The 25,754-nt window shown below is 66.5% G+C and carries 22 protein-coding genes, 1 tRNA gene and 1 pseudogene; 14 read left to right on the top strand and 10 right to left on the bottom strand.

Annotated features, from left to right (window positions below):
• Nucleotides 1-80 precede the first annotated feature (80 nt).
• Both G6N23_RS12725 and G6N23_RS22600 read left to right on the top strand, forming a co-directional pair.
• Nucleotides 81-998 carry a type IV toxin-antitoxin system AbiEi family antitoxin gene (locus G6N23_RS12725; RefSeq protein WP_085261142.1) on the top strand — a complete coding sequence of 306 codons (918 nt, stop codon included), beginning with the start codon at nt 81-83 and terminating at the stop codon, nt 996-998.
• A gap of 9 nt (nt 999-1,007) precedes the next feature.
• Nucleotides 1,008-1,418, top strand: coding sequence for a DivIVA domain-containing protein (locus G6N23_RS22600; RefSeq protein WP_085261141.1), 411 nt, complete (start codon nt 1,008-1,010; stop codon nt 1,416-1,418).
• Nucleotides 1,419-1,436: 18 nt separating this feature from the next.
• Here the strand turns inward: G6N23_RS22600 and G6N23_RS12715 are convergent, their stop codons facing one another.
• Genes G6N23_RS12715 through G6N23_RS12705 form a run of 3 tightly spaced genes read right to left on the bottom strand, consistent with a single transcriptional unit; the run spans nt 1,437 to nt 6,221 of the window.
• On the bottom strand, nt 1,437-2,771 hold the full coding sequence (locus G6N23_RS12715; protein WP_085261140.1) for an ABC transporter substrate-binding protein: 1,335 nt from the start codon (nt 2,769-2,771) through the stop codon (nt 1,437-1,439).
• Nucleotides 2,768-3,610 carry a carbohydrate ABC transporter permease gene (locus tag G6N23_RS12710; protein ID WP_085261139.1) on the bottom strand — a complete coding sequence of 281 codons (843 nt, stop codon included), beginning with the start codon at nt 3,608-3,610 and terminating at the stop codon, nt 2,768-2,770. Before G6N23_RS12710 ends, G6N23_RS12715 begins: the two co-directional genes overlap by 4 nt.
• Nucleotides 3,611-3,623: 13 nt before the next feature.
• Complete coding sequence (locus G6N23_RS12705; protein WP_235653471.1) at nt 3,624-6,221, bottom strand: helix-turn-helix transcriptional regulator; 2,598 nt, start codon at nt 6,219-6,221, stop codon at nt 3,624-3,626.
• A 244-nt stretch (nt 6,222-6,465) separates the two neighbouring features.
• On the opposite strand from G6N23_RS12705, the gene G6N23_RS12700 reads away from it, so the two are divergent.
• On the top strand, nt 6,466-6,972 hold the full coding sequence (locus tag G6N23_RS12700) for a lipoprotein LpqH (protein ID WP_085261177.1): 507 nt from the start codon (nt 6,466-6,468) through the stop codon (nt 6,970-6,972).
• Between the two features lie 80 nt (nt 6,973-7,052).
• A complete protein-coding gene (locus G6N23_RS12695; RefSeq protein WP_085261138.1) occupies nt 7,053-8,528 on the top strand; it encodes an amino acid permease in 1,476 nt (491 codons plus the stop codon).
• On the opposite strand, the gene G6N23_RS12690 is transcribed toward G6N23_RS12695, so the two are convergent.
• Nucleotides 8,493-9,377 carry a carbohydrate ABC transporter permease gene (locus tag G6N23_RS12690; RefSeq protein WP_085261137.1) on the bottom strand — a complete coding sequence of 295 codons (885 nt, stop codon included), beginning with the start codon at nt 9,375-9,377 and terminating at the stop codon, nt 8,493-8,495. The two genes, G6N23_RS12695 and G6N23_RS12690, sit on opposite strands and share 36 nt — an antisense overlap.
• Before the next feature lie 33 nt (nt 9,378-9,410).
• Here G6N23_RS12690 and G6N23_RS12685 point away from each other — a divergent pair, with 33 nt between their 5' ends.
• Complete coding sequence (locus tag G6N23_RS12685) at nt 9,411-10,925, top strand: TldD/PmbA family protein (protein WP_085261136.1); 1,515 nt, start codon at nt 9,411-9,413, stop codon at nt 10,923-10,925.
• Nucleotides 10,922-12,304 carry a metallopeptidase TldD-related protein gene (locus G6N23_RS12680; RefSeq protein ID WP_085261135.1) on the top strand — a complete coding sequence of 461 codons (1,383 nt, stop codon included), beginning with the start codon at nt 10,922-10,924 and terminating at the stop codon, nt 12,302-12,304. The genes G6N23_RS12685 and G6N23_RS12680 overlap by 4 nt, the downstream gene beginning before the upstream one ends.
• Before the next feature lie 10 nt (nt 12,305-12,314).
• Here G6N23_RS12680 and G6N23_RS12675 read toward each other — a convergent pair whose 3' ends face one another.
• The gene (locus tag G6N23_RS12675; RefSeq protein ID WP_085261176.1) at nt 12,315-12,782 is read right to left on the bottom strand and encodes a nuclear transport factor 2 family protein; all 468 of its coding nucleotides are present in this window, start codon (nt 12,780-12,782) and stop codon (nt 12,315-12,317) included.
• Nucleotides 12,783-12,845: 63 nt separating this feature from the next.
• Between G6N23_RS12675 and htpG the strand changes: the two genes are divergently transcribed.
• Entirely contained in the window at nt 12,846-14,789 is a 1,944-nt protein-coding gene (gene htpG, locus G6N23_RS12670; RefSeq protein ID WP_085261134.1) for a molecular chaperone HtpG, read from the top strand.
• Between the two features lie 3 nt (nt 14,790-14,792).
• On the opposite strand, the gene G6N23_RS12665 is transcribed toward htpG, so the two are convergent.
• On the bottom strand, nt 14,793-15,797 hold the full coding sequence (locus G6N23_RS12665; RefSeq protein WP_085261133.1) for a zinc-binding dehydrogenase: 1,005 nt from the start codon (nt 15,795-15,797) through the stop codon (nt 14,793-14,795).
• A 39-nt stretch (nt 15,798-15,836) separates the two neighbouring features.
• On the opposite strand from G6N23_RS12665, the gene G6N23_RS12660 reads away from it, so the two are divergent.
• Nucleotides 15,837-16,655: a carboxymuconolactone decarboxylase family protein gene (locus G6N23_RS12660; RefSeq protein ID WP_085261132.1), complete on the top strand. Its 819-nt coding sequence runs from the start codon at nt 15,837-15,839 to the stop codon at nt 16,653-16,655.
• Nucleotides 16,656-16,657: 2 nt separating this feature from the next.
• Here G6N23_RS12660 and G6N23_RS12655 read toward each other — a convergent pair whose 3' ends face one another.
• Entirely contained in the window at nt 16,658-17,521 is an 864-nt protein-coding gene (locus G6N23_RS12655) for an alpha/beta fold hydrolase (RefSeq protein WP_085261131.1), read from the bottom strand.
• A 114-nt stretch (nt 17,522-17,635) separates the two neighbouring features.
• On the opposite strand from G6N23_RS12655, the gene mddA reads away from it, so the two are divergent.
• Nucleotides 17,636-18,415 carry a methanethiol S-methyltransferase gene (gene mddA, locus G6N23_RS12650; protein WP_085261130.1) on the top strand — a complete coding sequence of 260 codons (780 nt, stop codon included), beginning with the start codon at nt 17,636-17,638 and terminating at the stop codon, nt 18,413-18,415.
• Here mddA and G6N23_RS12645 read toward each other — a convergent pair.
• The gene (locus tag G6N23_RS12645; protein WP_085261129.1) at nt 18,357-18,740 is read right to left on the bottom strand and encodes a DoxX family protein; all 384 of its coding nucleotides are present in this window, start codon (nt 18,738-18,740) and stop codon (nt 18,357-18,359) included. The genes mddA and G6N23_RS12645 overlap by 59 nt on opposite strands.
• 85 nt (nt 18,741-18,825) lie before the next feature.
• Here G6N23_RS12645 and G6N23_RS12640 point away from each other — a divergent pair, with 85 nt between their 5' ends.
• The 3 genes from G6N23_RS12640 to G6N23_RS12630 all read left to right on the top strand — a co-directional run bounded on the left by G6N23_RS12640 (nt 18,826) and on the right by G6N23_RS12630 (nt 21,155).
• Nucleotides 18,826-19,701: a sigma-70 family RNA polymerase sigma factor gene (locus G6N23_RS12640; protein WP_085261128.1), complete on the top strand. Its 876-nt coding sequence runs from the start codon at nt 18,826-18,828 to the stop codon at nt 19,699-19,701.
• 75 nt (nt 19,702-19,776) lie between these two features.
• Nucleotides 19,777-19,850 (top strand) — tRNA-Ile (locus G6N23_RS12635).
• Between the two features lie 114 nt (nt 19,851-19,964).
• Entirely contained in the window at nt 19,965-21,155 is a 1,191-nt protein-coding gene (locus G6N23_RS12630) for an IS481 family transposase (protein ID WP_085261127.1), read from the top strand.
• A 216-nt stretch (nt 21,156-21,371) separates the two neighbouring features.
• Here the strand turns inward: G6N23_RS12630 and G6N23_RS12625 are convergent, their stop codons facing one another.
• Nucleotides 21,372-21,734 (bottom strand): DUF732 domain-containing protein, encoded by a 363-nt coding sequence (locus G6N23_RS12625; RefSeq protein ID WP_157997522.1) that lies wholly within the window; start codon nt 21,732-21,734, stop codon nt 21,372-21,374.
• Between the two features lie 642 nt (nt 21,735-22,376).
• Nucleotides 22,377-23,534 carry a hypothetical protein gene (locus G6N23_RS12620; RefSeq protein WP_085261125.1) on the bottom strand — a complete coding sequence of 386 codons (1,158 nt, stop codon included), beginning with the start codon at nt 23,532-23,534 and terminating at the stop codon, nt 22,377-22,379.
• A 70-nt stretch (nt 23,535-23,604) separates the two neighbouring features.
• Between G6N23_RS12620 and G6N23_RS12615 the strand changes: the two are divergent.
• Both G6N23_RS12615 and G6N23_RS12610 read left to right on the top strand, forming a co-directional pair.
• Nucleotides 23,605-24,471, top strand: a pseudogene (locus G6N23_RS12615) (IS3 family transposase).
• A gap of 81 nt (nt 24,472-24,552) precedes the next feature.
• Nucleotides 24,553-25,575, top strand: coding sequence for a HEPN domain-containing protein (locus tag G6N23_RS12610; RefSeq protein ID WP_133055477.1), 1,023 nt, complete (start codon nt 24,553-24,555; stop codon nt 25,573-25,575).
• Nucleotides 25,576-25,754 lie beyond the last annotated feature (179 nt).

Genomic DNA, 25,754 nt, shown 5'->3' with positions numbered 1-25,754 from the left:
CACGCAGGCTTTTCGCGGCTTTTCCCTGCATAGTTGCAATCTCGTCGTTCTGTCGGTGCCGCGGTGCATCCTCGCCGGGTATGAAGGCGTTTCTTGGCAGCGAAGCGGTCGCCGAGGGCACGATCTCTCGACACCGGTTGGGACGGTGCCGGCGCATCTACCCCGACGTCTACCTCCCCGCTGATCGGCCGGCGCCTGCACTGTGCGACCGGATCGGTGGAGCGTGGCTGTGGTCGCGTCGGCGCGGGGTCATCGCGGGCGTCGCCGCCTCTGCAGTGCACGGAGCGCGCTGGGTCGACGACGACGCGGTGGTCGAGATGCTGTTGCGTAACGGCCGACCGCCTATAGGCGTGATTGCACGCAACGAGATGGTTGCCGATGATGAGCTGACGTTCGTCGGCCGCCTTCCGGTCACCACTCCTGCCCGTACCGCCTTCGATCTGGCACGCCACCTGCCGCGCGGGCAGTCAGTCGCCCGGCTCGATGCCCTGACGCGAGCGACTCCGTTTGAGGTTGAGCGGGTTTTGATGCTCGCGCAACGCTATCCCGGTGCGAGGGGCCTGCGGCAGCTCCGGGAACTGCTGCCGCTGGTCGACGGCGGGGCGGCATCGCCGAAGGAGAGCTGGTTGCGACTGCTGCTCATCGATGCTGGGTTCCCGGTTCCGACGACGCAGATCCCGGTGCACATCAACCAGCGGCTGTTCGCCATGCTCGACATGGGGTGGGAAGAGTTCCGCGTCGCAACCGAGTACGACGGCGACCAGCACCGTACCGATCGCCGCGAGTACGTCCGTGGTGAGCGCCGGCAGCGCACGTTGCCCCAGCTGGGCTGGCTCAACATCAAGGTAATCGCCGAGGATCGGGCGGACGACGTGATCAGACGTGTCCACGGCGCACTGAGGTCCCGCGGATGGTGCGGCGAGCTCACCCCGAGATTGCGTAGGTGCGGCCGATTCCCGACTTTTTCCGGCGTAGCTGCAATCTCGGGAGGTAGGTAAGTTATCGCCATGCCGCTGTTCGGAAAACGGAAGCGTCCGTCCACCGATTCCAGCCCCTACGAGGCGCCGCCGATCGAAGACGCGCCGACCGACAAGGTGGGTTCACTGGGGCCGCCGGCGTCGCCGGCGGCCTATGGCAGGCTAACCGCCGACGACGTCCGCAACGTGCAGTTCGGCAAGCCCCGCACCGGGAAGCGCGGCTACGACGATCTGGAGGTCGATGCCTTCCTCGACCTGGTGGAAGTGGAGCTGGAGCGACCTTCGGCGCCGCCGGGAGCCGCCGAGGACGGGCTGCGCCCCGAGGACGTCGAGACCTGGGTTTTCTCCAAGCCGCCCCTCGGGAAGCGCGGCTACAACGAAGAGCAGGTCGACGCGTTTCTGCAGCGCATCGCCGCGGAATTGCGCCAGCGCGGCACCTAGCGATAACTCGGTGTGCGGCTATCGGCGGGCTGCCGCGTTGGCGGCGTCTTGGGCCTTGCGCAGGGTGGTGGCGACGTCGGCGCGGCCCAGGAACATCTCGTCGAAATAGGGTTTGATCGCCTGGTTGCCGGCCGGAAACCCCTCGAACCCGCCGGGAGCGGGGATACGTGCGCCGGCGAGCACCGCGAAGAACGGCGTGACGTCGACCCCGCGGTGCGCCCAGTAGTCGAAGTAGACCCGCTGTGCGCTCAGCACGGCGGGGATCGCCGCCCCGTGACGGGCTAGGTATTGGTTGCCTTCGCGGCTACCGAGCCAGGCCAACACCTTTCGTACCGCCTCGGGGTGAGGTGAGGCGGCGTTGCCGGCGGCGGCGATACCGTTGGTGACGCTGACGCGGCTGCCTTCCGGCCCGCGGGGCAGCATCGCCACCCCCCAGTCGAACGCGGCCTGCTCGGCGACGGCCGCCAGGTTGTAGGTGCCGGACTGGAACAGCGCCATCTTTCCGGCCAGGAACTGGTTGCGGGAGAAGTCGCCGTTGGTGTTGGTCTCGGAGGCCGGCGGTGCCACGTGGTCGACATTGATCAAGCCCACCAGGTACTCGAAGGCGGCCACGGCCGCCGGGTTGTCGAAGGCGAACTCGTCGCCGCGCTGGAACACCCCGCCGGCCGAGCCGATGTAGTTCAGGTAGATACCCTGTGGATCGTTGGCGGCGTTGTAGCCCCACTGTTTGATGCGGCGGTGGTCGAAACCTGGTGTGCCCGCGCTGCGCCCGGCAGCGTCGCGAGTGAGCTCGGCCACTAGTGGCCGCAGGGTGTCGCCGCTGCCGTGCGGATCCCAGCGCAGTTGTGCCAACCCCGCGGGATCGACCCCGGCGGCGGCCAGTAGTTCCGCGTTGTAGTACACCGCGATCCCGGCGTCGGTCAGCTGCGGCACCCCCCACAGCGTCCCGCCCCGGGTGAACTGGCCGACCACGGACGGCTCCCAATCCGCACCGTCGGCATCGATCGCCATCAGCCGCCCGCTGCCGGCATACCCGGCCAGGTAGGCGTCGGAGAGCCAGAAGATGTCGTCGGCGCCGCCGCCGGCGACGTCGGTGCGCAGCGTGTCGAAGTACGTGGCGTAGGAGACGACGTTGGCGCGCACCTCGATGCCGGGGTGCGCCCGGTTGAAGGCGGCGAACGACTGCCGGTAGGCGGCGGCTACCTGCTCGTCCCACAGTCGCACCGTCACCACCGTCTTGCCGGCGGCCGAGCGGGTCGAGACGTCGTCGAGCAGTACCGCCGCGACACCGAGCAGCGCGGCCAGTGCGGCCACCCCCACCGCGAACAGGGTGGAGAATCGCGGCCGGCTCATTTGATCCCCGTGACGACGATCGACTGCACGATCCGGCGCTGGAACACCACGAACAGCACCACCAGTGGGATCATCGCGACCGTGGTCGCCGCCATCACCAGCGTCCACTGCGCGTTGTAGCGGGACTGCAGGGCCGCAGTCGCCACCGTCAGCACCCGCCACTTGTCGCCGCTGGTGATCACCAACGGCCACATGAAGTTGTTCCACTGTGAGACCACGGTGATCAACCCGAGGGTCACCAGAATCGGCCTGCTGGCCGGCACCATCACGTGCACGATCACGTCCAGGGTGTTCGCGCCGTCGATGCGCGCGGCGTTCACCAGGTCGTCGGGGACGGTACGAAAGTACTGGCGCAACAGGAAGATCGCATACGGCGAGCCGAACACGAACGGCAACACCAACGCCCAGAAGGTGTTCCGCAAGCCCAGTTGCGCCATCATCAGATACAGCGGCACCACCGTCACGGTGGCCGGCACCATCAGCGTGGCCACGTACACCCAGAACAGCGCGTCTCGTCCCGGGAAATCCAGCCGGGCGAACGCATACGCCGCCAGCACCGAAAAACTCAGCTGCCCCACCACGATCACCGCCGTCATCAACGTGGTGACCGCGGCCGCCCGGCCGAACCCGGCACCACCCAGATCGTGAAAGTTGTCCAGGGTCGGCGGGTGCGGCCAGGACAGCGGGGCTCCGGTGGCGAATTGGCGTGCGGGGGTGAACGACGTCAACAGCCCCAGCCCGAAGGGCGCCAAGGTGATCAGCGCGCCGAGCGTCAGCAGCGCGTAGATGGCCGAGGCGCGAATGCGCTGGTTCGGACGAAGTAGGTTGCTGGTCAACATGGTTTGGGATGACTCACCGGGGTTGTCGGTAGGCGTAGGCGGCAGCCTGGGTGCGGTTGTGGACGCCGAGTTTGGCCATGATCGCGCATACGTGGGTGTTGGCGGTTTTGGTGCTGATGTACAAAGCGGTGGCGATTTCGGCGTCGCTGTGCCCGGCGGCAAGCAGTTCGAGGACGTCGCGTTGGCGCTTGGTGAGGCCATGTGGGTCAGCGCTGGTGTCTTTGCGGCGGCGGTCGGGATCGCGACCGCGCAATTGGGCGAGGCGTTGCTGGGCGCGACGGGCCGCGGTGCGGGCACCGAGCTGGCGGAAGGTTCCCAGCGCGGTCTCGACGGCCTCGATGTCGCCGCCGAGTTGAGCGATCGCGGCATCATAGGGGCAGCCGCGGAGGATCCACTCCCGCGCGGCCGTGCACCAATCCCCGTTGATTTCACGTTCATAGGGTGTGGCGGCGATGACGTCGCTACCGGATCGGGCCCCGGCCAGATGAGCCCAGCGCCGCGGGGCACCCCCTAGCCACTCGTGGGCCGTGCCGGACGCCGTGAGGTGTGCGGTGGCGCAGCGGCGGGCCGCCTCGTCGCCGTCGGCCAGCCAGGCGGCCTCGGCGCGTGCGGCGCAGACCGACAGGCGCAGCACGCTGCCCGTCGCGCACTCGAGGGCCTCATCGAGTAGTGGCCAAACGGGTTCCTCGCCACGGCGTGCCCGGATCAAGGCGACGGTGATCAACGGCGCGATCCGGTGCTGGGGGGTGAGTCCACGCTGGGTCAGGACCTGTTCGGCCGTGAGGGCGGCAGACGTCCAGTCGCCGCACGCCAGGGCGGTCAGCGCCTGCAGCCCCGCCACCAGGGTCGCGAACATGCCGAGCTCGCGGTTGTCTAGGTGGGCGGCGGCTTCGGCGAGATAACGCTCCGCGCGACCGAATTCGCCGCGGGCGACAGCGAACATGCCGAGGAGGACGCCCAAAATTCCGCAGTGTTCTTCGAGCCCGGGGGCAGCGCACGCGTCGGCCCATACCCCCTCGAATTCGTCCCAGCCGGTGTCGCTGCGCAACACGTCGGCGAGCGCCGCGTATCCGCGGGCGCGGATCACCACGGCAGGGTCTCGGAACCGGGAACCGAGGGCCATCGCCCGGGCCGCATACCGGCTGCCGGCCGGGTCCAGGGCAAGGGTGGCGAAGTGAGCCATGTTGATCAGCGACCAGGCCAGCTGCGGGGACGGGCCGAGGTCTTCGAGCAGCCGCAATGACGCGCACGCCGCCTGCATGGCTTCGGCAGGGCGTCCCAACAGCTGCAGAAGGTGCGACAACCCGCGCAGATCCTCGGCCTCGTGGGCAGAGTCCCCCATCGCGTGGCGCAACGTGATCGCCGCTCGCCACGACGACACCGCAGCGTCGGCTTCCCCGATCAGGTAGCTGCTGTACGCGTGCCGTTCGAGCCATATCACCTTTTGCTCGTCGGGGATGGTGCCGGCGTGGCGCAGCACCAGTGCATACAGGTCGGTGGCTTGCCGATTGGCGCCACTTGCTGCGGCACGTTCGGCGGCCGCCGGGCCATAGCCGATGACTGCGTCGGTGTCGCCGGCCTGTTCGGCGTGAAATGTCAGCGCCGCCAAGGTGTCCGGGTCGATCGGCGGTTCCGACAGTGCGGTCAGTGCTCGCTTGTGGAGCACTCGGCGCTGATAATCCGGGATCTGCTCGACGGCGACTCGGCGAGCCACTTCGTGGGAAAATCCCACCGCGTCGGCGTTGGCGAACAGCACTCCTGCGTCGAGGCATTCGCTCAGCGTGGCCGCCGCGCCCGGCGACACCGCTTCGAGAAGGGCGGGGTGCGCCCGTGGTCCGCAGATGGCGGCGGCCTGCGCGGTTTCGCGGCCGGCCGCCGACAGCCTCGCGAGCCGGCCCCGCACCGCCTCGGAAATACTGCACGGCAGGCCGCCATCAGCGAGCGCGTCGGGCCCGGCGGCCAACAACTCCGTGACGAAGAACGCGTTGCCGCCGGTGAGCCGATACAGCGCGTGGGCGTTGATGCCGCTACCGGCGGCCAAGACCGCTACCGCCGCGGCGCTGAGCGGGGCCAGCGCCATTCGAGTCACGGTCGCCCAGGTCGCCACATCACCCAGCAGCACGGCCAGCGGGTGGGTGGGGCCGATCTGGTCGTCGCGGTAGGACGCCAGCACCAGCATCGGCAGCGTGTCGAGTCGCCGGGCCACATAACGCAGCAGATCCAAGGCGGCGCCGTCGGCCCAGTGCAGGTCCTCGATCACCCACACCGAGGGGTTGCCATCGCGGACGATGCCGACCAGGCGGGCGTAGATGTCCTCGGTGTCCTGGGCGTCGACGGCCGCCCGGTTCGAGATCGCCTGATCCGCGGGGAGGTCGGAGAGCATGTCGATGAACGGGCCTAACGGCCGTGGGGTGGCCGATCCGTCGCACCAACCCCGCAACACCCGGGTGCCCGGGTCGAGCCCGGCGAGAAACCGGGCGATCACCGTGGTCTTGCCCGCGCCGGCCTCCCCGCGCAGCAACACCAGCTGCCCGTGCCCTCGGGTGACGGCCCGATGGCACCGATGAAGGTCGGCCAGCGTCGTTTCGCGTTCGAGCAGACGACCAACCACGGGCACCCCCCGCCTCGGGTCCGGAACCGCGCCTCCCGGAGCAAATATCAGGTAATTACCTGATGCGCCGAGGTCGGCCCGCCCAGCACACTCGCCAAGTGAGCGTGGCGGGCGGTCTGCCACGGGCATCAGCACACCGCCATCGGATCAGGATGCGGGGTAAAGCCTAGCCCGCCAGCCCCCGCCCGCGCCCAGCAAATAGCACGAAACCAGGCACGTGAGCACCAACAACAAAGGAGTACCGGTGAAGCGTTCAGTAACGGTTGCCGCAGCAGCGGCAGCAATCGCGATCGTAGGTCTGTCCGGGTGCTCCAGCGACAAGAAGACGGAAAGCACCCCGGAAAGCACGCACGTGTCCTCCTCGACTTCCTCGAGTGGATCCAGCCCGTCGGTGAGCGTCGAGGGTGCTGCCGCAAACACCAAAGTCACCATCGACGGCCAAGACCAGAACGTCAGCGGCACGACCGTGTGTACGACGATGGCCGGCGATGTCAACATCGCGATCGGCGGAGCGGCCACCGGTATCGCCGCGGTGCTCACCGAAGCCGACCCCCCGGAGGTGAAGTCGGTCGGGCTGGGCAACGTCAACGGTGTGACGCTGGCATACACCGCGGGTACCGGTCAGGGCAACGCCGAGGCGACCAAGGACGGCAACCAATACAAGATCACCGGCACCGCGACCGGGGTCGACATGGCCAACCCGATGCAGCCGGTGAACAAGCCCTTCGAAATTGACGTGACTTGTTCCTAACCCGGTACGGCGTGTTGTAGACCGCTGCGCCGGTCGGGCCGCGTTCAATGATGGACTCGGACCGTCCAGCTAGGAGCACCATGCCAATTCCGGCGTCCAGCCTGCCACGGCAGATGTTGCGGCGCCGGCCGGTGAGCGGAGCGCAGGTAGCCGGCGGGACCTCAAACCACCTGCGACGCAGTCTCGGCGGGTTTCACCTCACCATGTTCGGCGTCGGCGCCACCGTGGGCACAGGCATCTTCGTCGTCTTCCCGCAGGCGGTACCACAAGCCGGTCCGGCTGTGGTCGTATCGTTCATCCTGGCGGGGGCCGCAGCGGGCCTGGCCGCGCTGTGTTACGCCGAATTGGCTTCGGCGGTGCCGATGTCGGGGTCGGCATACTCGTACTCCTATGCGACCCTCGGCGAAGTCGGGGCCGTGGTTGTCGGGGCATGCCTGGTGCTCGAATACGGGGTGTCCACCGCCGCGGTGTCGGTCGGGTGGAGTCAGTACCTGAGCAAGCTGTCGCTCAACGTCTTCGGACTCGCGATCCCGCAGGCTATTTCATCGGCGCCGGGGGAGTCCGAGGGCGGCGTGGTCAACCTGCCGGCCATTATCTTGGTGGCAATCTGCGCGGCTATGCTGATCGGCGGCACCAGTGAATCGGCCAAGGTCAATGCCGTCATGGTGGTGATCAAACTCGGTGTGCTGCTGGTTTTCGCGGTCATTGCGTCAACTGCGTTCAGAGCGGACCGCTTCGCTGACTTCACACCTTTCGGCTTTTCGGGAATCAGCTGGGCCGCGGGCACGATCTTCTTCTCCTACGTCGGTCTTGATGCGGTATCCACCGCCGGCGAGGAGGTCAGAGACCCGCAACGCACGATCCCGCGGGCGATCATCGCGGCACTATTGATCGTGACCGGTGTCTATGTGGTCGTCGCGGTCGCTGCGATGGGCAGCCAGCCTTGGCAGGACTTCGAGGGGCAGAACGCGGGGCTGGCCGTGATTGTGGACAACATCACCGGGAATCGCATCGGCAGCACTGTCTTGGCCGCGGGCGCGGTGATATCGATCTTCACGGTCACGTTGGTGACGATGTACGGCCAGACCCGCATCCTGTTCGCGATGGGTCGCGACGGTCTGCTGCCGGCGTCGTTGGCCAAGGTCAACCGGCGTACCGGGACACCGGTAACCAACACCGTGATCGTCGCGGTCGTGGTGGCGATCCTCGCCGGCCTGGTACCGCTCCAGCGTCTGGCCGAAATGGTCTCCATCGGCGCTTTGACCGCGTTCATCGCGGTGTCGGTGGCCGTCGTTGTACTGCGGGTCCGGGAACCGGATTTGCCTCGCGGTTTCAGGGCGCCCGGCTATCCGGTCACACCGATCTTGGCCGTGGCAGTGTGTGGATGGATCCTGTACAACCTGCACCGGTACACCTGGATGGCGTTCACCGCCTGGATGGCGATCGCGCTGATCTTCTACCTGGCGTGGGGCCGCCGGCACAGCGCACTCGATGGCGGCCAGAACGGCAGCGGCGCAGGCTCAGGTGAGGTCATAGCTGACCCGCCGTCCGAATGAAAGCTGCTGTATCACGGTGACACCGACCAGCACGGCGAACAGCACCAGCGCCATCACCGCCGCCCGGCCGATCGCCGCCGCCCCGAACGCCTCGTCGTAGATGCGGTGCGCGATCAGATCGGTGCGACCGGCGGGGCCGCCCCCGGTGAGCGCGTAGACGGTGTCGAACACCTGCGCCGCGCTGACCACCCCGGTGACCAGGACGAAGAACATGGTGGGCCGCAGCATCGGCAAGGTGACCCGCCAGAACCGCTGCCAGCCGTTGGCGCCGTCGATGCGTGCCGCCGACAGCACCTGGGCGGGGATGGCCAGGATGCCGGCCAGAAAGAACAGGGCGACGTAGCCGACGTTGGTCCACACCACCACCGCCGAGGTCACCGGCAGGGCCAGTCCGGGGTCGGTCAGCCACTCGATGCGCCTGCCCGCCAGGGCGCTCACCGCGCCGCCGGTGGGGCTCAGGATCCAGCGCCACAGCACCGCGATGGCCAGCGGCGCGCAGATCCACGGCAGCACGTAGATGGTGCGGAATGCGCCGCTGCCGGGCAGTTCGCGGGCCAGCAGCACCGCCACGCCCAGCCCCAGCACGGTCTGGACCGGGACGACGATCGCCACGAAAAGCACCGTCACCACAAGGGAATTGCCGAATGCCCGATCGGTCAGCACCGATCGCCAGTTGTCGGCGCCGGCGTAGTTGATCGGGCCCAGTAGGTCCCAGCGGTGCAGACTCAGCCACACCACCACCAGCATCGGAAGCAGCAAGAACGCCATCACCCCGAACAGGCTCGGGGCGAGCAGTGCGTAGCCGAGCGTGGTGGAGCGCCGCTGGGCGGTGCGCGGCGAGTCTGCCATGCAGCAATTAAAACCGGTCGATACCGTGGTCGGGTGACACCGAACCGGGGGATCGATGCCGAGTTTCTGGCCCTGCCCCGCCACGAGTTGGCCGATGCCGCGCTGTCGGCGGCCAGGGCGGCCGGCGCCGAGCACGCCGACCTGCGTATTCACCGGATCGCCACCGAGATCGTCCGGATGCGCGACGGCGAGTTGGAGACCGCCGTCGTCAACCGCGAACTCGGGTGCGCGGTACGGGTGATCGTCGACGGCACCTGGGGCTTCGCCTCCCATGCCGAGCTGTCGCCCGGCGTCGCCGCCGACACCGCGCGGCGGGCCGTGCAGGTCGCCACGACGCTGGCCGCCCTCAACGGCGAACGCGTCGAGCTGGCGGCCGAGCCGGTGTACCGCGACGCCAGCTGGGTATCGGACTATGCGATCGACCCGTTCGATGTGCCCACCGCCGACAAGATCGACGTGCTGGAGGACTACTCCGGCCGGCTGCTCGCCGCCGATGGGGTGAACCACGTGACGGCGGCGTTGACCGCGGTCAAGGAACAGAACTTCTACGCCGACACGTTCGGGTCGTCGATCACCCAGCAGCGGGTCCGGCTGATGCCGGTCTTTGAGGCGGTCACCGTCGGGCCGGAGGGCTTCGACTCCATGCGCACCCTGGCGCCGCCGACCGCACGGGGCTGGGAGGCGGTGGCCGGCGACGACGTGTGGGACTGGTCGGGTGAGCTGGCGCAGCTGCCGGTGCTGCTGGCCGAGAAGATGAAGGCCCCCAGTGTGCGGCCCGGGCCGACCGACCTGGTGATCGACCCGACCAACCTGTGGCTGACCATCCATGAATCCATCGGGCACGCAACCGAATACGACCGCGCCATCGGCTACGAGGCAGCCTACGCCGGGACCTCGTTCGCCACCCCGGACAAACTCGGCACGTTGCGCTACGGCTCCCCGGTGATGAACGTGACCGCCGACCGGACAGTGCCCTTCGGTCTGGCCAGCATCGGCTACGACGACGAGGGGGTGGCCGCCCAGAGCTGGGATCTGGTGCGCGACGGCATGTTCGTCGGCTACCAGCTGGACCGGGTGTTCGGCCCCCGGCTGGGGCAGGCGCGCTCCAACGGGTGCTCGTATGCCGACTCGCCGCACCATGTTCCGATCCAGCGGATGGCCAATGTGTCGCTGCAACCGGGTCCTGCGGACCTTTCCACGGCTGACCTGATCGCCCGGGTGGACGACGGCATCTACATCGTCGGGGATCGATCATGGTCGATCGACATGCAGCGCTACAACTTTCAATTCACCGGGCAGCGGTTCTTCCGGATCCGGGACGGCCGGCTCGACGGTCAGCTGCGTGACGTGGCCTATCAGGCCACCACCACCGACTTCTGGAACGCGATGGAGGCCGCCGGCGGCGCCTCGACGTGGCGGCTGGGCGGGGCGTTCAACTGCGGCAAGGCCCAGCCCGGTCAGGTGGCCGCGGTCAGTCACGGCTGCCCGTCGGCGCTGTTCCGGGGGATCAACGTGCTCAACACACGGGCCGAGGGGGGCAGGGGATGATTCCGGCGCAGCAGGTCGTCGACCTGGCCCTGAACGCCGCGGGCAGCGGCCGCCGTGCCGGAACCGATACCGAGACCATCGTGCTGGTCACCGATAGAGCCGAGGCATCGCTGCGCTGGGCGGGCAACTCGATGACCACCAACGGGGTGTCGAGCAGCCGGACCACCACGGTGATCACGATCGCCCGCGACGACGAGGGGTCCCGGGTCGGATCGCTGTGCTCGGCGGAGGTGGACCCCACGCTGATCCCCGAGCTGGTGGCGGCCTCCGCGGAGGCGGCTGCGGGCGCCCCGGAAGCCCGCGACGCTGCGGAGCTGGTGGGCGGCGCCGGTGTGCCGGATGACTGGGACGCCGACGCGCCGGAAACCGGCGCCGAGGTCTTCGCCGACCTGGCGGCGTCGTTGAGCCGCGGCTTTCGCGGCGCCGACCAGTTGTACGGCTTCGCCCGGCATGAGATGGCGACGACGTTCCTGGCGTCCTCGACCGGACTGCGGCGCCGTTTCACCCAGCCCACCGGAACGGTGGAGATCAACGCCAAACGCGACGGTGCCAGTGCCTGGGCCGGCGTCAGCGCCCCGGACTTCACTGACGTGCGATGTGATTCCTTGCTGGAGCAGCTGTCGACGCGGTTGGGCTGGGCGGCGCGCACCGTCGACCTGCCTGCCGGGCGGTACGAGACGTTGATGCCGCCGTCCACGGTGGCCGACATGATGATCTACCTGGGCTGGACGATGAGCGGCCGGGGCGCCCAGGAGGGCCGCACCGCGCTGTCGGCGCCCGGCGGCGGCACCCGGGTGGGGGAGCGTTTATCCGAACTGCCGCTGACGCTGTACTCCGACCCGCACGCCTTCGGGCTCGAGTGCGCGCCGTTCGTGGCGACCGGCACCTCCTCGGAGACGGCGTCGGTGTTCGACAACGGTCTGGACATCGGCTGCGTGGACTGGATCCGCGGCGGGGTGATCAACGCGCTGGCCTACCCGCGGGCCACCGCCGCGGAGTTCGGTGTCCCGGTCGCCCTGCCCGCCGACAACCTGTTGATGACGGGCGGTTCGGCCAGCATGGACGAGATGATCGCCTCGACCGAGCGTGGGTTGCTGCTGACCACGCTGTGGTACATCCGCGAGGTGGACCCGACGACGCTGCTGCTGACCGGGTTGACCCGTGACGGCGTTTATCTGGTCGAGGACGGCCGGGTGAGCGCGGCGGTGAACAACTTCCGGTTCAACGAGAGCCCACTGGACCTGCTGCGCCGGGCCACCCAGGCCGGTATCGCCGAGCCGACGCTGCCGCGGGAGTGGGGCGACTGGGCGACCCGCGCGGTGATGCCCTCGCTGCGGATACCCGATTTCCACATGTCGTCGGTGAGTCAGGCGCAGTGACGCCGCGGGTTCAGACCAGATCGGTGGCGTCGAACACCCAGGACATGTCGTCGGCGGCGAAGCTCTCAAAGTAGTTGGGCGGCGCGAACGCCAACAGGCTGGAGAAGTCCCAATAGTCTTTCCACACCGTAATTTTCCCGTCGGCAACCCGGTGCACCGTGGCGAACCGCAGGGTGCCCTGCTCCCCGGAGGGGAAGTGCCAGGTCTCGGAGTGCTCATACATGACATCCGCACCGTCGGCCACCAACCGGCCGCCGTGGTGCTCGTAGCCGGCCAGCCGGTCGAACAACAACCGCAGCCGTTTGACGATGTCTTCGGGGCCGCGTGCCGCCGCCGCCGGCATCGGCATGTCGACATAGAGGCAGTCCGCCGCCAGATGTGTCTTGAGTGCATCCCAATCGTGCCGTGCCAGTGCCTGCCACAAGCCCAGGACGACCTCGCTCGTCGCGGTGGCTGTATCCGAGGCGGAGGCATCCATCATGATGGTTACTGAACTGTGTCGCCGAGCCGGTTGTCAATCAGTCGAGGAGGGAAGATGTCAATGAGCGCGCGTGTGGAGCAGCTGGAGTTTCAGGCTGAGGCCCGTCAGCTGCTGGATTTGATGGTCCACTCGGTCTACTCCAACAAAGACGCGTTCCTGCGGGAGTTGATCTCCAACGCCTCCGACGCCTTGGACAAGCTGCGGCTTGAGGCGTTCCGCAACAAGGACCTCGAGGTAGACACCTCCGACCTGCACATCGAGATCGAAGTCGACAAACAAGCCCGCACGCTGACGGTCCGCGACAACGGCATCGGCATGTCGCGCGACGAGGTGGTGGACCTGATCGGCACCCTGGCCAAATCCGGCACCGCGCAGCTTCGGGAGCAACTGCGCGACGCGCAGAACGCCGAGAACGAAGCAGCGTCTGAGGAGCTGATCGGCCAGTTCGGGATCGGGTTCTACTCGGTGTTCATGGTCGCCGACCGGGTCGAGATGGTCACCCACAAGGCCGGCCAGAGCGAAGCCATCCGGTGGGAGTCCAGCGGTGATGGCACCTACACCATCGCACCCGTCGAGTCCGCGCCACAGGGGACGTCGATCACCTTGCACCTCAAGCCCGAAGACGCTGAGGATGCGCTGCACGACTACACCGCGGAGTGGACGATCCGGGGCCTGATCAAGAAGTACTCCGACTTCATCGCCTGGCCGATCCGGATGCAGGTGGAGCGCCGGACGCCGCCGGCCGAGGAGGGCGGCGAGGAGACGGTCACTGTCGAAACCCAGACCCTGAACTCGATGAAGGCGCTGTGGGCGCGCCCCAAAGACGAGGTGTCACAAGAGGAATACCAGGAGTTCTACAAACACATCGCGCACGCCTGGGACGAACCGCTCGAGGTCATCGCGATGAAGGCCGAGGGCACCTTCGAATACCAGGCGCTGCTGTTCATCCCCTCGCACGCCCCGTTCGATCTGTTCAACCGGGACGCGCAGGTCGGAGTGCAGCTCTACGTCAAACGGGTGTTCATCATGGGCGACTGCGATCAGTTGATGCCCGAGTACCTGCGCTTCATCAAGGGCGTGGTCGACGCGGCGGACATGTCGCTCAACGTTTCCCGCGAAATCCTGCAGCAGGACCGGCAGATCAACGCGATTCGCCGGCGGCTGACCAAGAGGGTGCTCTCGACCATCAAGGAGCTGCAGTCGCAGCGGCCCGAGGACTACCGCACCTTCTGGACGGAGTTCGGCCGGGTCGTCAAGGAGGGACTGCTCTCCGACTTCGACAACCAGGAGGCATTGCTCGCGATCAGCTCATTCGCCTCGACACACAGCGACTCTGAGCCGACCACCCTGGCCGAGTACGTCGAGCGCATGAAAGACGGCCAGGAAAAGATTTTCTACGCCACCGGTGAGTCGCGTCAGCAGCTGCTGAAATCGCCGCACCTGGAGGCGTTCAAGGCCAAGGGGTACGAGGTGTTGTTGCTGACCGATCCGGTCGACGAGCTTTGGGTGAACACGGTAGCCGAGTTCGACGGGAAGCCTCTGCAGTCCACGGCCAAGGGTGAGGTGGATCTGGACTCCGAGGAGGACAAGACCGCGCACGAGGCACAGCGCAAGGAGCAGGAAAAGGATTTCGCCGAGCTGATCGCCTGGCTGGAACAGACTCTGACCGAGCAGGTCAAAGAGGTGCGGCTGTCCACCCGGCTGACCGAGTCACCGGCCTGTCTGATCACCGACACCTTCGAGATGACCCCGGCGTTGGCACGCATTTACCGAGCCAACGGCCAGGAGGTTCCGGTCGGCAAGCGCATCCTTGAACTCAACCCGAACCATCCGCTGATCGCCGGCCTGCGCCAGGCGCTCAGCCAGCGGGGCGAAGACGACGGCGAATTGGCCGAGACCGCGGAGTTGCTCTACGGCACAGCGCTGTTGGCCGAGGGTGGGGCGCTGGAGGATCCGGCGCGGTTCGCCGAACTGCTGGCGCAGCGGCTGGCGCGGACGGTCTGACCTCTAGGGCACCAGCACCACCTTGCCGACGTTTTCCCGCGCGGCCAGAATGCGGTGGGCCTCCGGGGCGTTAGCGAACGGCACCGCCGCATGCACCACCGGGGCGGCGATCCCGTCGGACAACGCCGCAGACAGCGGGGCGATCCAGGGTCCGAGCGTGCCGCGATCGTCCCAGAGCCGCAGCATGTTCAGGCCGACGACGGTCTTGGACTGCTCCATCTGCGTGATCAGACTGAAGCCGCGCAGCATCGCCAGGGCTTGCGGCGCCGCCCGGCGCAGCGATCGCTTCTCGCCCTGCTGCAGTGACGAAAGGCCGTAGGCGATAAGGCGTCCGCCGGGACGCAACATCTCAAACGAGCGCCGCAACGAGGTGCCGCCGAGCCCGTCGAGCACGATGTCATAGGGCGGCAGGCCATCCCACCAGCCTTTGCGACGGTAATCGATGGCGCGGTCGATGCCCAGTGCATCGAGCTGGTCGTGCTTGCCCGGTGAGGCGGTGCCGTGCACGACCGCCCCGGCGGCCTTGGCGAGCTGGATCGCCGCGATTCCGACGCCGCCGGCCGCGGCGTGCACCAGCACCCGCTCGCCGGGCTGCAGCGAGCCGTAGCCGTGCAGCGCGGCCCAGGCCGTCGCGTAGTTCACCGGTATCGCCGCGCCCTGCTCGAAGCTCATCGATGGTGGCAGCGCGACCGTGTCGGCGGCGTTGGCGTTGACGATCTCTGCATAGCCGCCGAAACGAGTGCCGGCCAAGACCCGCTCACCGATGCGGGCCGCCTCGACACCCTCACCGACTGCCTCGATGGTCCCGGCGACCTCGTAGCCGACCACGGCGGGCAGCTTCGGCGCATCCGGATACAGCCCGACACGGGCGAGGTGATCGGCGAAGTTCACCCCCGCCGCGCGCACCGCGATGCGCACCTGGCCGGCGGACGGTGGCGGAGGGTCCGGGCGATCCTGCACCTGCAGCACCGATGGGGGGCCGTGTTTGGTGATGACGACGACGCGCATGGGTTTCAGCCTATTGCCACGGCGTACATAATCCTTGACATGGGCGTTCTTGATGAACTGAATCGGTTGGTGGCGTGCTCGAGTGACCGGTTGGGTGCTGTGGTCCGCCAGGTGTGCGGCCGGACGCTGGGGCTGCCGCCGTTGCCGGCTGAGGTCAGCGCCGATGCGTCGGAGGCCGATCCGGTGGTGGTCGAGTTCGCCGAACAGTTCAGTGTCGACGTCTCGATGATCAGCGACGCCCAGCGCGACCGGCTGCGGGCGGCGTTGGGGGATAGGGCCTTCGACACGGTCGTGCAGATGTACATCGGTGATTTCGTGCCGCGGGTGCGTGCCGGCCTGGACGCGGTCGGTGTCGCGGTGTCATGGCCGGACCCGATCGTGTGGGATCACTCGGGCCACCCGGCCGACGCGCTGTTCAACGGATTCATGCCCGCCGTGGCGCGGCTGCGATCCCTGGACGCGGTGACCTCCGAGGTGGTGCGGCTGCGCGGTGCGGCCCAGCACAATTGCCGGCTGTGCAAGTCGCTGCGGGAGACGACCGCCCTGGAGGCCGGTGGTTCGGAGTCGCTCTACGACGATATCGAGCGGTTCGAGGGTTCCGGGCTGCTGAACGAGCCGCAGAAGGCGGCGCTGCGCTACGTCGACGCCCTGATCTGGACGCCGGCGCACATCGACGCCGACGTCGCCGCCGGGGTACGCCGGCACTTCACCGACGACCAGGCCGTGGAGCTCACCCTGGATGTGATGCGCAACGCCGGTAACAAGATCGCGGTGTCACTGGCCGCCGACGCACCGCGGGTCGCCGACGGCACCGAGCACTACCTGCTCGATGCCGACGGCCAGACCGTGTTCAGCTGATCTCAGGCGGAGTGCCGTGCCAAAAACCCCAGGATGGCGTCGGCGAAGATGTCGTTGCGGTCGCCGGCGACCATGTGACCGGCCCCGGCGACGTCGACGAACTCCACCTGCGGGAACCGGGTCAGGAACTCCTCGGCGTTCGCGGCGCTGACCAGGTCGCTGAGCTGACCGCGGACCAGCAGCATCGGCACGCCGCCGTCGAGGATGGTCTGCACCGCGGCGTTGAGCCGCTCGACGTCGTGGATCTCCATCGGGCCCTGGTGCTCGGGGCCGCTGATGAACAACGGGTCCCAGTGCCAGTACCAGCGATCGCCGCGGCGGCGCAGGTTGGCGGCGAGCCCGCCCAAGTCGCTGGGGCGGGGCCGGTGCGGGTTGTAGGCGGCGATCGCATCGGCGACCTGGTCGAGGGAGTCGAACCCGGACTCCATGTTCTCTGCCATGAACGCCTGGACGCGCTGCGCGCCTGAGGGATCCATGTTGGGCACGATGTCGACCAACACCACCGCACTGGCGACCCGGGGAGCCAGCTCGCCGCCGAGCAGCATCGCGGCGCACCCACCCAGCGAGGCGCCGACCAGCACCGGGTCCGGCGGCAGGGTGCGCAGCACCTCGTGGACGTCGGCGGCGAAACTCACCAGTCGGTAGTCACCCCCGCTCGCCCAGTCCGATTCGCCGTGGCCGCGCAGGTCGACGGTGACCGCCTGCCAGCCGCGCTCGGCTACCGCCGCGGCGGCCCGCCCCCAGGATCGGCGGGTTTGGCCGCCGCCGTGCAGGAACACCACTGCGCGGGCGCCGGGATCACCGTGGCGGTCGGCGATGATGCGCACCTCGCCGGGCGCGTGGGTGACGAACGTTTCCGCGGTCATCCTCGGATCGTAAGCCGGTGTCGTTGGGCGGCGATCACTCGCCCGGGTGAAAATCCTATTGACCTGCGGATTATCCGAGTTACGATGACGTATTCATCATGTCGGGAGGGCATCATGGCCCGCTTTCTCGCACTCGTCTACGGGGTGCTCAACTATCTGGTCTTTCTCGTCGTCTTCCTCTATGCCGTCGGCTTCGTCGGCGACCTCGTGGTGCCGCGCAGCGTTGACCGCGGCCCGCCGGCGTCCGCCGGTGCGGCGATCGTGGTCGACGTGCTGCTGTTGGGTCTGTTCGCGGTGCAGCACAGCGTGATGGCGCGGCCGGCGTTCAAGCGGTGGCTGACGCGAGTGGTGCCCGTCGACCTCGAACGCAGCACCTATGTGTTGGCGTCGAATGTCGTTCTGGTTCTGTTGTTTTGGCTGTGGCGACCGATCCCGATGGTCATCTGGGATGTGACGGCGTCTGCCGGGCGGACGGTGTTGTGGGCACTGTTCTGGATCGGCTGGGTGATCGCCCTGGCGTCGACGTTCATGGTCAGCCATCTCGACCTGTTCGGGTTGCGCCAGGTGTACTCGACCTGGCGGGCACAGCCCTACACCCCGGTCGGGTTTCGTGCCACGTTGCTCTACCGGGTGGTGCGGCACCCGCTGATGCTGGGTTTCGTGATCGCGTTCTGGGCCACGCCCACCATGACCGCCGGCCATCTGCTTTTCGCGGTGGCGACCACCGGCTACATCCTGATCGCGGTGCACCTCGAGGAGCGGGACCTGGTCGGGATCCTCGGGGACCAATACCGGCAGTACCGAGCCGATGTGCCGATGCTCGTGCCCGGCAAAATCAGGCGAAGGGCTGCAGGCCGAATCGGCCCCACGCCAGAAGCGCAAACACCGCGATAAACACGATGTCGCCGGCCAGGTAGGACCACTCGCTGCGGCGGAATCTGGTGGTGGCGGCGCCGGCCATGAACAGCATCAGGCCGCAGGCGGCCAGCGGCACCAGCAGCGGTGCCACACCGAGAGCGGCCGGGACGACGAGCCCGGCCGCGCCGATCAGCTTGATCGTGCCGATGGCCTTGAGATGGCCGTCGCCGAAGTCGTCGACCCAGTGCTGATTGGCGCCCAGGGACCGGTACTTCGCCCTCGACAGCAGCAGCAGGGCGGCGCCGCCGGCGACAAACCCGGCGGCGACGACGCCGGCGATGATCCACAAGGTGGTGTTCATGGCGCACTCCTTCGTGTTCGTGGTTACCTCGGTCGGGTGGGGTTCGTCATCACCTATGACGGACCGACACCACGAGAGGTAACCGATGACGACCGAATCGCAGCTGGCCGAGGACTTCGAACAGCAGCGCCCTCGCCTGCTGGCGTTGGCTTATCGGGTTCTGGGTTCGGGGTCCGACGCCGAAGATGCCGTCCAGGAGGCGTGGCTGCGACTGTCCCGCCAGGACGTTGACACGATCGACAACCTGCCCGGGTGGTTGACGACCGTGATCAGCCGCATCTGCATCGACACCTTGCGCTCGCGCGCCGCGCGGCCGGAGATCTCGACCGATCTAGACCTTCCCGACCTCGTTGTGACCGATGACCGCGACACCCCAGAAGACGCTGCGGTGCTGTCGGATTCGGTCGGGCTGGCACTGCTGGTCGTGCTGGGGTCGCTGCGACCGGATGAACGGCTCGCGTTCGTGCTGCACGACATGTTCGCCGTCCCGTTCGCCGAGATCGGACCGATCGTCGGCAAATCGGCGGATGCCGCCAAGATGTTGGCCAGCCGGGCACGTCGAAAGGTCCAGGACGTCCCCACGCCGGCGGGGGACCGGCGTGCCCAGCGTGAGGTCGTCGACGCCTTTCTGGCCGCCGCGCAGGACGGTGACTTCGATGCCTTGGTGCGGGTGCTCGACCCCGAGGTCACCTGGCGCCGGCACACGGTCCGCGGCCTGAGTGTCACGACCGGAGCCGGCGACGTCATCGAGGCGGTCCGCCGCGGCCGGGGGGCGCGGGTCACCGCTCGTCGTGTCCTGGTCAACGGCGAGCCCGGCATCCTGGGCTGGGGTCCGACCGGGCGGCCCCTGAGTCTGATGGCGTGCACGGTGCGAAACGGCCGCCTGGTGGGCATCGTGTCGATCACCGACCCGGTCCGGCTGGGCGGCATGGAGCTGCCCGAACCTCCCGACGGGGTCTAGGCGTGCGCATCGAGCCCCCGCCGTGTCGTCGGCGGCGACCGCGAGCGCTAGTGTCATGGTCGCCAGTCAGCACCGGGGGCGGTAGCTCAGTCGGTTAGAGCCGCGGACTCATAATCCGTTGGTCGCGGGTTCGAGCCCCGCCCGCCCCACTACGTTTGATGTATTACGTCGGGTGATGGTTGACGTTTCGGCTTCGGGTGATGCCTGACAGTGTTTCGGCTGATGGTTGACGGTTACTTCGGTTGATCCTTGACACTCCCTGGATGAGGGAGTTGAGCGTGGCTGAGCAGCGGTATCAAGCGGTGTTGTCGGTGATCGCCGACGGGCTTTCGGTGGCGCAGGCCGCTGAAAAGGCGAATGTGTCGCGCCAGACGATGCATGGCTGGCTGGCCCGGTATGAAGCCGAGGGCTTCGAAGGGCTCAAGGACCGGTCGCATCGGCCGGTGCACTGTCCGCATCAGATGCCGGCCGAGGTTGAGGCGGTGGTGTTGGAGTTGCGGCGGTCGCGGCCGTATTGGGGGCCGCGGCGGTTGGTGTTCGAGCTGGATAAGCGGGAGGTGAGGCCGCTGCCGTCGGAGTCGGCGGTCTATCGGGCGCTGGTGCGGGCCGCCATGATCGATGCGCAGGCGCGGCAGCGGCGGTCGCGGAAATGGAAACGCTGGGAACGTAGCGCTCCGATGGAGCTGTGGCAGATGGATATCGTCGGCGGGTTCCCGCTGGCCGATGGCACCAGCGCCAAAGCATTGACCGGTATCGATGACCATTCCCGGATGTGCATCAGTGCGCACTTGATGACGCGGGAACGTACTCGCGCGGTCTGCGATGGGCTGCGTGCGGCACTGGATCGCTATGGGGCACCCGAGCAGATCTTGACCGATAACGGCAAGGTGTTCACCGGGCGGTTTCATCATCCGCCGGTGGAGGTGCTCTTCGATGCGATCTGTCGCCAACACGGTGTTGAGCATCTGCTGACTCAGCCGCGCAGTCCTACGACGACGGGCAAAATTGAGCGCTTCCACCGTAGTTTGCGTGCTGAGTTCCTCAGCGACCGAAAGCCTTTCGCTACTCTGAAACGTGCTCAGCAGGCCTTGGATGAGTGGGTTGGCTACTACAACACCGCCCGCCCCCACCAAGCCATCGCCATGGTGTGCCCTGCTGAGCGGTTCAGCGCGGGCGCGACCGACGCTGCGGTAGCGAGCCCCTCGAGCGCAGCCGGTACCGACCGCGGCGGTGATGACTGGGTGTCGCGCCGGGTCACCACCAACGGCGTCGTCAGCGTGGCATGGCAGCAAGTCAGCGTGGGAGCCCATCACGCCGGCTCCCGCTGCGACGTGCATGTCGACGGGGATCTGCTGCGGTTTTTCATCGGCGACGACCTGGTCAAGACCGCCGCCCGCACCAGCCGCGGTGAGGTAAGAAACAAACGGGCCTTCCGCAGCCGCGAACAGGCCTAACCACTAACCTGAAGTGTCAAGGATCAACCGAAGACGATCCGTCAAGCATCACCCGAAGTCCAACAGCCCCACCCTGTTTGAACTGCGCAAACGGTGCGGGTGACTCGTGTTCGCGGTTACCGACTGTCCGCCGTGTCGGTGACGTGTCGGTAGTCGGCCGCAAACCGCGTCGGCGCGCGCATGACCCTACTGACGAAGGGAACTAGGCCGACAAGGTTAGCGGGGCACCGAAGCCAGCGGCAGTGGATATTCGCTCATGCCGCCGCAGAGCGATGCAGAAGCGAAATTGGTTATCTGTACCGCTTCTCGATAGGTGAAGCCGCCACCAGCGTCAAAAATCTCGTATGCAACATCGTTAGGGTTTGCACCGGCAACTACCTGCGTGCAGGCTGTGTAGCCCAGTTTGACGAACATCGACAGTTCCGCATCCGACGGCGAAGCGCTCGTGATCCCCTGCGTCTGGAGCATCTGTAAATAAATCTGCTCTTGTGATTGGTCTGCAGCGGCACTTTCCGCGAACGATATCGCCAAGCCGATCAAACTGGGACTTACCGCCAGCAACGCCAAACCGCGGGCCATTTTGCTGCACCCCTTCTCTGCCGCATTGGGTTGAAAGGGTACACACATACGGCCCGATGATTGCGGGGTTTGCTGACACCGATTCAGCCCGATTCCGCGCCGGGTGCGAAAAGGCGCGCGCCGGGCGCTGACGCGCCACGTTCTTCCTGTTGATCTTCTACCTGCCCCACGCAGCCACGCACCCAGCGCAGGGCCACCCCACCGGCGGATGCCTGCAACCGGATTTGTCCGCGCGGATCTACGAACCGGCTTCGGTCTACTTAATCCGACGGCCACCGGGTGCGCCCGCACGGGCTCTGTCCTGCACGCGCGCCCGGTATCGGCCGCCGTCAGCGGGGTCTTTGTCGCGATGGTCGCGGGGTTCCAAACCACCGCCCCAACCGAACTCAGACCAGCACTGGCTGCCACGGCGGGCGGCTGCCCCGAACGGGTTGGACCGGTCCGCTTGACTGCCACGCGGGTTTGGTTGGGTTCCAGTGCGGTCCGAGGTCATGGGTGTTCTCCTCTCGGTTGCGCCGAGACCGGGTGGAAGGACTCAAGCAAAACCACCCGGCCCCGGCTGTAAGGCGACGAAACCAATTCACGTACGGAGACACGTTGACTGATTTGTCTTCCGGGGTGCTGCCGGGCACCCCGAAGTCTCTACATGCTCAAGCTCGGCGGGGTGTACTCGGCGGCGTTGGTGATCTGGCAGATGACCACTGCGCCACGGTGCCGGGTGCCAACACCAACGCCCCTGGTGAAGAACGATTCGGTGAGCGGGTAACCGGGCACCGGCCCTGGAATCTGCCGCAGTCCCTGGTACGTGGCGTCGTGGTGCTGGCGAACACCGATGGCATTCATCGGGTTGTTGGGGCCAGCCGTGGCGACAACCGCAAACCAGTGCTCCGGAATGAAGTACGACTGCACCACGTACACCGGGCCGTAGCTGCCGGAAATCTCCACACCGAACAGCTCGGCGGGTGCCTGCGCGCCGACAATCGGGCCGGTCGCCTCAAACGGCGGTGCGCCCACGCTGGGCAGCGCGTCGTATTTGGCGATGGCGTCGTTGGCGTTCTCCATGCCCTTGGCCCAGCTGGCTACTGCTTCACCGTCGTTGGGGTGGCACAGCATGAGCAGCTTTTGGCCGCTCTCGGGGATACCGAAGCCCTTGCCGCGAACTATCCGGATGGCTTGCTCCACGTCGCCGCTGTCCAAGGCGGTGTTCCCGGTAGTCAGATAGTGGGTTTCGGTGCCGGTGAAGGTTTGGCCGGCAAACGGGGGCGGGACCACGCCGTCACCGTTGTAGAGGCCGTACACCGGGACGCCCTGTTCGTTGACGGTTTGCGTAGGGTCGAACAGCAGCCGGTTCAGGATCAAGTCGTTGACGAGCCGGTTGTCGGCCGCCAAGGCGTCGTTGAGTACCGCCCGCACCTGTTCGGCCGTAGCGTCCCTAAGGAACTTCCACGTGAAGCGGCTGGCGGTGTCGTAGTCCTCGAAGTCGTAGCCCAGCAGGTGGAACCACGGACCCCGGACACCTACGGGCTCACCGAACTCGGATGCCTTCTCGAACATGCCGCGCTCCACCTGGTCGGGGATGGCGTCGGCAACGTTGGTGTGCCAGTACGACAGCAACGCGGCCAGGCTGGATGCCCGGTTGTTCCAGTTCTGCAGAACGATCGCGTATTCGTCCCACAGCGTGTTCAGGTTGATGCCATCCGCCGTGTTGAGAACACGCGGGTTGATGACGTCGCCCTCAGTTGTGTAGCCGTGCTCAAAACCAAACGGAGCAATCGGGAAAGCACCGACGCCCGACGGCAAGTTAGGGACTGCCCCCGGTTGGTTGACTCCTGACCTGTGAGGATTCGTCCTTGCTGGAAGGATCAATCTCGTGCCGAAGCCGTTTCCTGCCGAGTTCCGTGCTGACGTGATCGCTGTAGCCCGCAAGGGCGAGGCGCCGCTGCGCCAGATCGCGAAAGACTTCGGGATCTCCGAGGCCTGCCTACATCGCTGGCTCAAGATCGCCGACCGAGACGATGGCGTCGACCGGACCGGGTCTGCGGCAGCCGGTGATGATGTACTGGCGCAGCTGCGCGAAGCGCACAAGCGGATCAAGCTTTTCGAGCAGGAGGCCGAGGTGATGCGCCGCGCAATCGGCTACCTTTCCCGGGACGCCAACCCAAAATGATGTACCCGCTGGTCCTCGACCTTGCCGACGACGGCGTGCCCGTCACGGTGACCTGGCGGGTCCTGGGATTCTCCACCCAAGCGTTCTACAAGTGGCGCAAAGCACCGTTGACTCAGCGAGATTGGGACGATGCGCACCTGATCAACAGACGTGCACTCCAACCGGATTGTGGGCTATTCGATGGACTCGCGGATGAAGTCCTCGCTGGCGGTGGCCGCGCTCGATCATGCGGTCGCGTTGCGCTCACCTGTCGCGACGATCGTCCATTCCGACAGGGGCAGCCAATTCAGGTCACGGAAGTTCGTCCATGCCCTGTCGCGCAACGGGTTACATGGCTCGATGGGACGCGTCGGCGCGTGCGGGGACAACGCGGCGATGGAGTCGTTCTTCGCCCTTTTGCAACGCAACGTGCTCGACCGGCAACGCTGGTCCACCCGAGCCGAACTACGCCTGGCGATAGTGATCTGGATCGAGCGGACCTATCACCGACGCCGCCGGCAACGCACCCTCGGAAAACTCACCCCGATAGAGTTCGAACTGCTCCACACACCCGTCGCAACCGCGGCCTGAAATTCACACCCGCCGAGTCAACTGAACTCGGGGAAGTCCCCGCCTTTTTCAGCCGCCTGGAGTATGGCAGCATGCTTTGACATGACGTATTCCTTTCGCAACAGGATAGTGCTGAGTGGCGGCATGAGCACGAACGGGCTTGGCGAACCGGACGAGGTCACTCGCGTTGTTCTTGCCGATGAAGGATCTGACGGAGTTGTTGAGTTACTCGGGCCGAGCGAAGGTGAATCTATCTATGACGCTATTGAACTGGTGTTGAATGGACGTAATTTTTCGACGTTTGACGCAGCGCTCGCGGCTGCCCGATTGTGGCGAAACCACGTCACAGTCGCATTCGCGCACTACTTAGTTGGGATCAAAATTGGATCGGATAGTGACCCAACGGAGAAACAAACCAGTGGTTTCGGCAGCGCATATTATCCGAACCCCGAACGCCGCGTCCGGGAGGAACCGGGTCTGTTTGTTTGCGAGGACGGCAGGTCAGGCGGGCTGACAGTACAGATGCTCGCCGACGCCCGAGTTTTGCAAGGCTTAGACGGGTTGGTGAACTACGCGATGCGTTGGATCACGCAGCGCAGTTATCAGATAACCGACCAACAGTCGCTAGCCTATGCACTCGTACACGCTTCGTACTTTGAGGATAATCCGGAGACGAGCTACATACTACTGGCGACTGTGATCGAGGCGCTGTTACCGCCGCGAGATGAATGCCCACGCGATATTGCCGGTGTGATAGACACCCTAAAAGAAACGCTTGATGGGATGTCGGACATCGACGAGGAGCTGCGTCAGGATGTTGCGGAGGCGTTAGAGGACGACAAATTCGATCCGATCGGACGCAGGGGCCGTCAGCTAGTCGGTTGTCTTGGGACTGAGCGTTTCGCTGACAAGAAACCCAAGGATTATTTCATGCACTGCTATGACATACGCAGTAAGTTGGTGCATGGAAACGTTGAGCGCCTGACCGCCGCCGAACTCACAAGCGAGCTGCGTGACTTGCGGCGGTTTGTCCTGGCACTCCTGGGGGTTCAAGTTTTCGGCGAGCGCATGCCCGAACGTTGGACGCCCGAAACCGTTCCATGGCCCGACACTGACGGTAGCTAGGTTGCTCGCCGGTTCCGACTGTCCGCCGTGTCGGTGGCGTGTCGGTACTCGGGCGGCAAGTGCTACACAGCGAGCAAACAGCGAACTGGCCGCCACAGCCCACCTGTGGGCCGATTGTGGCTTGGAAGCCGAGCTGTTGCAACGGGTCTAGATGCCATCTGGAGTCATTCGGATGGGCT

The organism is Mycolicibacter terrae (assembly GCF_010727125.1).
In the GTDB taxonomy this organism is placed as follows: Bacteria; Actinomycetota; Actinomycetes; order Mycobacteriales; family Mycobacteriaceae; genus Mycobacterium; species Mycobacterium terrae.
The sequence above is the reverse complement of the archived record's forward strand: the minus strand, read 5'-3'. Positions and strand labels throughout refer to the sequence as shown.

Excerpts from the sequence above, each read along its gene's own strand:
- G6N23_RS12690 (WP_085261137.1), bottom strand. The coding sequence starts at position 9,377 with ATGGCAGACTCGCCGCGCACCGCCCAGCGGCGCTCCACCACGCTCGGC.
- mddA (WP_085261130.1), top strand. The coding sequence starts at position 17,636 with ATGGCCCGCTTTCTCGCACTCGTCTACGGGGTGCTCAACTATCTGGTC.
- G6N23_RS12625 (WP_157997522.1), bottom strand. The coding sequence starts at position 21,734 with ATGGCCCGCGGTTTGGCGTTGCTGGCGGTAAGTCCCAGTTTGATCGGC.
- htpG (WP_085261134.1), top strand. The coding sequence starts at position 12,846 with ATGAGCGCGCGTGTGGAGCAGCTGGAGTTTCAGGCTGAGGCCCGTCAG.
- G6N23_RS12640 (WP_085261128.1), top strand. The coding sequence starts at position 18,826 with ATGACGACCGAATCGCAGCTGGCCGAGGACTTCGAACAGCAGCGCCCT.
- G6N23_RS12675 (WP_085261176.1), bottom strand. The coding sequence starts at position 12,782 with ATGGATGCCTCCGCCTCGGATACAGCCACCGCGACGAGCGAGGTCGTC.
- G6N23_RS12680 (WP_085261135.1), top strand. The coding sequence starts at position 10,922 with ATGATTCCGGCGCAGCAGGTCGTCGACCTGGCCCTGAACGCCGCGGGC.
- G6N23_RS12645 (WP_085261129.1), bottom strand. The coding sequence starts at position 18,740 with ATGAACACCACCTTGTGGATCATCGCCGGCGTCGTCGCCGCCGGGTTT.
- G6N23_RS12660 (WP_085261132.1), top strand. The coding sequence starts at position 15,837 with ATGGGCGTTCTTGATGAACTGAATCGGTTGGTGGCGTGCTCGAGTGAC.
- G6N23_RS12725 (WP_085261142.1), top strand. The coding sequence starts at position 81 with ATGAAGGCGTTTCTTGGCAGCGAAGCGGTCGCCGAGGGCACGATCTCT.
- G6N23_RS12715 (WP_085261140.1), bottom strand. The coding sequence starts at position 2,771 with ATGAGCCGGCCGCGATTCTCCACCCTGTTCGCGGTGGGGGTGGCCGCA.
- G6N23_RS12710 (WP_085261139.1), bottom strand. The coding sequence starts at position 3,610 with ATGTTGACCAGCAACCTACTTCGTCCGAACCAGCGCATTCGCGCCTCG.
- G6N23_RS22600 (WP_085261141.1), top strand. The coding sequence starts at position 1,008 with ATGCCGCTGTTCGGAAAACGGAAGCGTCCGTCCACCGATTCCAGCCCC.
- G6N23_RS12610 (WP_133055477.1), top strand. The coding sequence starts at position 24,553 with ATGACGTATTCCTTTCGCAACAGGATAGTGCTGAGTGGCGGCATGAGC.
- G6N23_RS12695 (WP_085261138.1), top strand. The coding sequence starts at position 7,053 with ATGCCAATTCCGGCGTCCAGCCTGCCACGGCAGATGTTGCGGCGCCGG.
- G6N23_RS12630 (WP_085261127.1), top strand. The coding sequence starts at position 19,965 with ATGAGGGAGTTGAGCGTGGCTGAGCAGCGGTATCAAGCGGTGTTGTCG.
- G6N23_RS12665 (WP_085261133.1), bottom strand. The coding sequence starts at position 15,797 with ATGCGCGTCGTCGTCATCACCAAACACGGCCCCCCATCGGTGCTGCAG.
- G6N23_RS12655 (WP_085261131.1), bottom strand. The coding sequence starts at position 17,521 with ATGACCGCGGAAACGTTCGTCACCCACGCGCCCGGCGAGGTGCGCATC.